This window comes from Salegentibacter haimaensis (assembly GCF_054121495.1).
In genome coordinates, this window is sequence record NZ_JBSYGH010000024.1 from 21,606 (window position 1) to 28,690 (window position 7,085).

At 40.3% G+C, this 7,085-nt stretch carries 7 protein-coding genes; 2 read left to right on the plus strand and 5 right to left on the minus strand.

The window, feature by feature from the left end:
* Positions 1–253: 253 nt before the first annotated feature.
* The gene (locus ACW6QP_RS14975) at positions 254–1,132 is read right to left on the minus strand and encodes a diacylglycerol/lipid kinase family protein (protein WP_457911688.1); all 879 of its coding nucleotides are present in this window, start codon (positions 1,130–1,132) and stop codon (positions 254–256) included.
* A gap of 66 nt (positions 1,133–1,198) precedes the next feature.
* Between ACW6QP_RS14975 and ACW6QP_RS14980 the strand changes: the two genes are divergently transcribed.
* On the plus strand, positions 1,199–2,164 hold the full coding sequence (locus ACW6QP_RS14980) for an App1 family protein (RefSeq protein WP_457911689.1): 966 nt from the start codon (positions 1,199–1,201) through the stop codon (positions 2,162–2,164).
* 32 nt (positions 2,165–2,196) lie between these two features.
* Positions 2,197–4,320 carry a Tex family protein gene (locus tag ACW6QP_RS14985; RefSeq protein WP_457911690.1) on the plus strand — a complete coding sequence of 708 codons (2,124 nt, stop codon included), beginning with the start codon at positions 2,197–2,199 and terminating at the stop codon, positions 4,318–4,320.
* Between the two features lie 70 nt (positions 4,321–4,390).
* On the opposite strand, the gene ACW6QP_RS14990 is transcribed toward ACW6QP_RS14985, so the two are convergent.
* From ACW6QP_RS14990 to ACW6QP_RS15005, 4 genes are all read right to left on the minus strand, one after another.
* Positions 4,391–5,029: a photosystem reaction center subunit H gene (locus tag ACW6QP_RS14990; RefSeq protein WP_457911691.1), complete on the minus strand. Its 639-nt coding sequence runs from the start codon at positions 5,027–5,029 to the stop codon at positions 4,391–4,393.
* A 16-nt stretch (positions 5,030–5,045) separates the two neighbouring features.
* Positions 5,046–5,264, minus strand: coding sequence for a hypothetical protein (locus ACW6QP_RS14995; RefSeq protein ID WP_457911692.1), 219 nt, complete (start codon positions 5,262–5,264; stop codon positions 5,046–5,048).
* Positions 5,265–5,412: 148 nt separating this feature from the next.
* Positions 5,413–6,768, minus strand: a complete 1,356-nt coding sequence (locus ACW6QP_RS15000) for a M28 family metallopeptidase (protein WP_457911693.1) — start codon at positions 6,766–6,768, stop codon at positions 5,413–5,415.
* A 194-nt stretch (positions 6,769–6,962) separates the two neighbouring features.
* Positions 6,963–7,085 (minus strand): transposase (locus ACW6QP_RS15005; RefSeq protein ID WP_457911694.1); only part of this gene is annotated, 123 nt, incomplete at its 5' end.

The window sequence follows — 7,085 nt, forward strand, 5'->3', positions numbered from 1 at the left end:
AGTTCAATAAGCCAATTTAATAAAAAATTATACTAAAAATTAAGGAGCTGGTTTACTATAACGTTTTCTGATTTTTGAAAAAACGTTTTTTGGTATAGTTAATTGAAGGATTCTCGGTAAGGATTTATGGGGGATATTCTTTATGAACCCAGGAAATAAAAGGCTTCAGGGTTATATGAAGCCGGTTCTTGAAAGGGCTGCAAGTTTTAAAATCCGTTAATGTTAAATTGTTAATAACTCTAAAAAATCTGTCTTAATTCACGGCGATTTTTAGCTTTTCTGTGAGAACTTTCACGTTAATTTCACTGCGTTCGCCTATAAATTCTCCATCTATTTGAAAGGAAATGGGCTTTCTACAGGAAACTTTAGCGCTGGTAGCGGGGATTACCTCTACAAAACCGGGGTTAATTTCGGTTTCATTTCTAAGGGTTTTAATAATTCCAATTATATCGAAATTTTTAAACACCAGGATTTCAAAAATTCCGTCGTCTAATTTTCCTTTAGGATTTACATTGGCGCCCGTCCCATAGCGCGAGGCATTAGCTACTGCCAAAAGAATTCCTTTTCTTGTAAAATGATTGTCAGGCAATTCTATATCAAATTCAAAGGGATATTTGCTGTTTATTAAGGTTGGAATAGATTGCAGCAAGTATCCGAATTTGCCCCGAATGCTGGATGCCTCGTAATTTTTAATCAATTCGGCATTGATCCCGAAATCGCTCATGTGCAGGCAAAAATCTCCATTGATTTCAAGTACATCACAATCCAGTAATTTTTCGCCCAGGGCAATTTTAATTTGAGTTTGAAGGTCAAATCTGGTAATCCCCAGGTTAACGGCAAGACCATTGGCTGAACCTGCCGGTATTATTCCTATGCTTGTTTTTTGAAAATCAATGACCTCGGCAACCAGTTTAATGGTGCCGTCTCCTCCAGCAACTAATATGCGATCGGGAGAAAAAGTCTTTATAAGTTCTGCTAATCTTTTTTTATCCTCCTGTCCCGTGGTTTTAAAAACTTTAAAATTTTCGCCTGCATTATTAATATGTTGTTGCACTTCCATCACCAGACGATCCTTGTTAATATTTCCCGAAATGGGATTTACTACAATTAGAATTTGCCTTTTTCTCTCCATTTTCCTGTTTAATGATTTTAAAATTAATTAATTTGGTGGGAACCAAAATTAAGTGCAGCCAAAATTTTGAAGATAGATTTAAAGCTTTACCGGGGTTATGTAAATGAACAGGAACTGGTGGTTTTTGGCCATCTTTTTAAATCCTGGGCCCCCGACAGGTATAGACTTGACCGCCGTGGCATAAAACACGCGGTTTCTATGATTCATATGTTTCGCATTTCTCCGCTGGCAAATTTTAGAGTAAGCCTTAGATTTAAAGAAACTTATGTAGAAACCAAAACCCTGAACGATGGCTACTTTAGGTTTACCATCCCACTTGAAACCGAACTGGAACCGGGCTGGCATCGGTTTGAAGTAAGTGCGAGCCTTAACGGGAAAGAGATAACAGAAAAAGCCGAACTGCTAAAACCCTACGAAAGCAAATTCGGAATTATCTCAGATATAGATGATACTTTTCTTATTTCCCATTCCAATACTTTTTTTAGAAAGCTTTACGTGATGCTGGCTAAAAATATTCATAAGCGCAAGGTGTTCGACGATGTGGTAGATCATTATAAAGAATTAAGCCAGGCAGGCCAGGATAGTGAGCACGCCACTAATTCGTTCTTTTTTGTGTCGAGCAGCGAATGGAATCTTTATAACTTCATAAATGATTTCGCTAAAATGCATCAGCTTCCTAAAGCGGTAATTAAACTTAAAAAGATAAAAACCGGGATCAGGGATTTTCTTTTTACCGGCAAAGGTTCCCACGATCATAAGTTTGAAAAGATTAAAGACATTATTTCATTTTATCCCAATTTGAAATATGTGCTATTGGGCGACGACTCTCAAAAAGACCCTGATATTTACGAACGAATCTGTAAAATTTTCCCTCAAAATATTAAAGCGGTATATATTCGGCAAACTGAACGCAGAAAGAAAAAAACTGTGATAAAAGTGCTTGAAAACCTGGAAAGCCTCAATGTGCAAACCTGTTATTTTAAGCATAGTGAGAAGGCAATTAAACATTCAAGAAAAGCCGGCATTATTTAATTTTTATATTTGCCGGCACTAAAAAAATCGCTTTGCAGGTACTAGAATATATAGAAACCAGGCTTAAGCTTCCCAGGCAGGCCATTAAAAATAGTATAGATCTATTTAATCAGGATGCCAGTATCCCGTTCATCGCCCGGTATCGAAAGGAACAAACCGGAAACCTGGATGAAGTAAGCCTGGAGCAGATCTTAAATCTTCAGAAAAGCTTTCAGGAACTTGAATCCCGAAGGGGGCGTTTATTGCAGGTCCTTGAAGAGCAGGATAATCTTTCTTCAGAACTAAAAGAGAAACTGCAAAAAGCTAATAGTCTTACCGAACTTGAAGATTTGTATTTGCCGTTTAAAAAGAAACGGCAAACCAGGGCAGAGGTGGCCAGAAAAGCCGGCCTGGAACCCCTGGCGAAAATGATTATGGCTCAAAATCTAAGCGAACCGGCGAGTCTTGTTTCAAGGTTTCGCAGTGAAAATTTCACTTCTGAAGAGGAAGTTTTCAAGGGCGCCCGTGATATTATTGCTGAATGGATTAACGAAAATACCTTTATTCGCAGCCGACTGAGAAAATTGTATTCCAGGGAGGCGCTTATTAAAACCAAAGCCGGGAAAAATACCGAAGCTGAGCTTGATAAATATTCAGCTTATTTAAAAATTGAAGAAGCGCTTCATAGAATCCCATCCCATAGATTTTTAGCTATTTACCGTGCCTCAAATGAAGATATCTTGCAGCTTAATATTAAAGTTGATAAAGACAGAGCTCTGGGCATAATTCTGAAAGCATTGCTGAAGAATAATCCTGCCTCTTTTTGCGAAGAACAGATCCAATTAGCCGCGGCCGATGCCTTTTCACGCTTGCTGAAACCCTCATTTTCAACCGAATTTTTGAGCTCTGCGAAAGAAAAGGCCGACAGGGAGGCGATCGAGGTATTTGCTTCGAATCTCGAACAATTGCTTATGGCACCCCCGCTGGGGCCAAAGCGAATTTTGGCGATAGACCCCGGTTTTAAATCGGGTTGTAAAGTGGTTTGTCTTGATGCGCAGGCTAATTTGCTACATAACGAAAATATTTATCCGCATCCGCCTCAAAAACAAATGGAGAAATCTGCAGCAAAGATCAGAAATCTGGTGAATGCTTACCAGATTGAAGCCATAGCGATTGGGAATGGTACCGCAGCCAGGGAAACCGAAAATTTCATTAAAAAATCGGGTCTGCCTTCCAGTGTACAGGTTTATATGGTCAACGAAGCCGGAGCTTCGGTATATTCGGCCTCACAGACTGCAAGAGAAAAATTTCCGAATTATGATATTACCGTTAGAGGAGCGGTTTCCATAGGGCGCCGGCTTATGGATCCGTTAGCCGAATTGGTAAAGATCGATCCAAAATCTATAGGGGTAGGGCAATACCAGCACGAGGTAGATCAAAAACTTTTAAAGGAGAAGCTTGATATTGTGGTTAGCCGCTGCGTTAACCTGGTGGGGGTAAATGTAAACACCGCCAGTAGCGAATTACTGGCTTATGTTTCCGGGCTGGGACCTGCGCTTGCTTCGAATATAATTGCATTCAGAAAGGAAAATGGCGCGTTGAAATCCCGGCAGGATTTGCTAAAGGTAAAGCGTCTAGGTGCCAAAGCTTATGAACAGGCGGCAGGATTTATAAGAATTAAAAATGCTGAAAACCCTCTGGATGATTCGGCGGTGCATCCTGAAAGTTATTTTATAGTGGAACAAATTGCTAACGATCTTGGGGTTAAACCTAAAGATTTGATCGGAAACAAAGAATTGCTTCAGAACATTGTTCCCGAAAATTATACTTCAGCCGAAGCCGGTTTGCCTACCATTAAAGATATCCTGAACGAATTGGAGAAACCCGGTCTCGACCCCAGAGCAGGTCTTAAGGCCTTTGCCTTCGATCCTTCAGTTAAAACTATCGAAGACCTTAAACCCGGGATGTTGCTTCCCGGAATTATAAATAATATCACCAATTTTGGGTGTTTTGTCGATATAGGGATTAAGCAGAGCGGGCTTGTTCATATTTCCAAACTCGCAAAACAGTTTGTAAGCGATGTGAATTCGGTAGTGAAACTCAATCAACAGGTAGAAGTTCGGGTCTTGGAAATAGATTTGGAAAAAGGAAGAATTCAACTTTCCTTAATTGATTAGTTTTTTGAAAAAAAACACCCTGAAATTTTGAGTAAAAACTTCAGGGTGATACTTTTAAAAACTTCAATTTTTAAGTTCTTTTTCTAAAATTGGAACCGTCAAATTCGTCCCGCTCATAAAAATAATCGTGTTCCTGCTGTCGCCGGCGTAATTCACGGTCGTAATTCTCATCTTCTACCACCGGTTCATCATCCCAGCGGTTGGCAATAGAATTATCGGCATATTCATCTTCTTTTCGGCGGGTAGTGTGGGCCTCGTCGAGATCTCTATTTCTATTATAGGAACTCAAAACCGACTCTTCATAAGCCCGGGACATTTCTTCTCCGCGTTCTATTCGCTTGGTTTCCGCAAAAGTTTGATGGGTTATTCTATTGGTGTAAACATACTTTTCATCGGTGTTTAATTCTACCAGACCAATTGGAATGATGAGGTGGTTTTGCCCGTCTTTGTTTACAAACTCCTTAACCTCGGGATCGGCCGGTTTTCCGTAGGGGTCGTGCCTGGCATCAATGATGGTTTGATCTACTTCCACATCTACGTAGACCACGCGGTCAAGGCTTCGGTTTACCAGAAGGTCGTCTACTTTTCCTACAATTCTGCGGTCGGCATCTCGTACATCCCAACCCCGAATATCGGCATAACCTCCAGCTACTTTATAATCATTCAACTCATTGAGGTAATGTAAATTTTTTTCTTTTGGTGTGCTCATAACATTCAAATTTTAGTTAAGACTTCGCCTTCGTTTTAAATTTGAAGGTGTTGTCGCCTGGTTCTATTGAAGTTGTAGGACCATCGTTGAGTTCTTCAATTTCATCTATATCATCTACACGATCATTTTCCCCGTTTTCATAGAGAAACAGATAAGCCAGGATGGCCAAAACTATTACCACCAGGGTAATCCAGGGCCAAATGGGTTTTTTCTTTGCAATTTTTATCTCTGCCATAATGTTTCAGATTTTAGTTAGTTCTCTTAAAATTAAACATTTGAGCTGATTCGTTTTGCTAAAGCAGGCCCAAACTAATGTTAATTTGAAAGCATAAAAATAGGGATGCCACTGCCGGCATCCCTTTGTAAATATTTAATGCTAATGTTTATCTAAATGTTCCAGAAGGAAATACCACCACACTTTCGTGCCCGTCTTTTCCCACGGCAGCCACTCCAAAGAAAAAGTTGTCTATTACGATGCCTTGCAGGGTAAATTCATCTACATCACCAACAAAACGGGAATGTTGCCATTGTGGAGCAGTAGTATCTCTCCAGTATATTTTATATCCTGCAATGTCACCATCTACCTTTTCCCATTTTAATTTTGCTGAAGGCTTCACGATGCCCCCAATTTTCACCTCTTTTGGAGCCGGGGGCGCCCAGGCCAGCGAAGCCATATTTATGGCATTTACGGCCGTAAGTTTTTTAGCATAATCAAAATTCACCCCTTCTATAACATCCCCATATTCGATCCCATCTTCAGTTCGAATATCCTGATGTTGCCGGTTATAATTTTCGTGGGCTTCCATAATTCTTATTCCGGGGAAACCTAAATCGTTGAAGGGCCTGTGATGGCCGCCTCTTCCGAATCTATCCAGCCTGTAAATCATCATAGGGTTCATCTCTGGCATATAGATTTTGGTGTTTTTATGGACATAACGTGCGAGTTGCCGGGAAATCCCATCGACTTCGCCACCGTAAAAGCGCCGCATTCTACGTTCGTTCTCGGTTTCGGTTGGAGGAACGGGTTCAGAAAAAATTCTGAAGCTTCGGTTATCGATAACCCCGTCTACACCTTCAATATTCCCAATCATATCATTGTTAAAAACTCCAATAATCTCCCAGTCATTTTCTTTAGCATACTCGGCCAAACCTCTTCCGCCAAAAAGACCCTGCTCTTCCCCTGAAAGGCCTACATAAACCACGCTGCTTTCAAACTCATATTGAGACAGGACCCGTGCTGCTTCAATAGCCCCTGCCATTCCGCTGGCGTTATCGTTGGCTCCGGGGGCATCGGTTTCAAAATCCATAGTGTTGCTGGCGCGGGAGTCTATATCTCCACTCATAATGATATAGCGATTTGGATATTTTGTACCTTTCTGTATCGCCACCACATTAACCACCCAGGCATCATGTGGTACGCGATCTCCATCTTCGGTGGTTACCAGATCTTTTTGATAAAAAACATCAAGACAATTGTTGCATTCAGCAGAAATTTTATCGAATTCGGCCTTTATCCAACGCCTTGCGGCACCAATTCCCCGGGTGTCGCTTAAAGTGTCACTAAAAGTATTTCGGGTACCGAAACCGGCCAGTTTTCGAATATCATTTTCAATCCTTTCTGAAGATACCTCGTCTATGATATCATAAATTTGGCTATCGGTTTGCTGACCAATTGCAGATTGCTGAAATATTAAAACCAGCGCAAAGCTTAGTAAAAACGTGGTAAGTCTCTGATTCATTTGTAATAAATTGAAGTTTATCTGGCCTAAAGTAAACAAGTATGTTATAAATTACAACCTAATACCAAAAACAAAGAGGCCGTCTAAAAAGCTATTTTTTTAGACGGTCTTTTTTTATTCTTGCTTTAGGTAACTTTGGAATGTTTTGGTTCTCGTTATTCGTTATGAGTTAAAAGTTAATAGTGCGTTCTTACTTACTGCGCTAAAGTGAACTTTTTAAGGTTATGTGCCATCGCTATCAGTCCTATTTCTGTAGTGACTTTATCCATCCCTCGTAACATAAATCGCTTGAAGCCCATATTTTGTTTGATATTTCC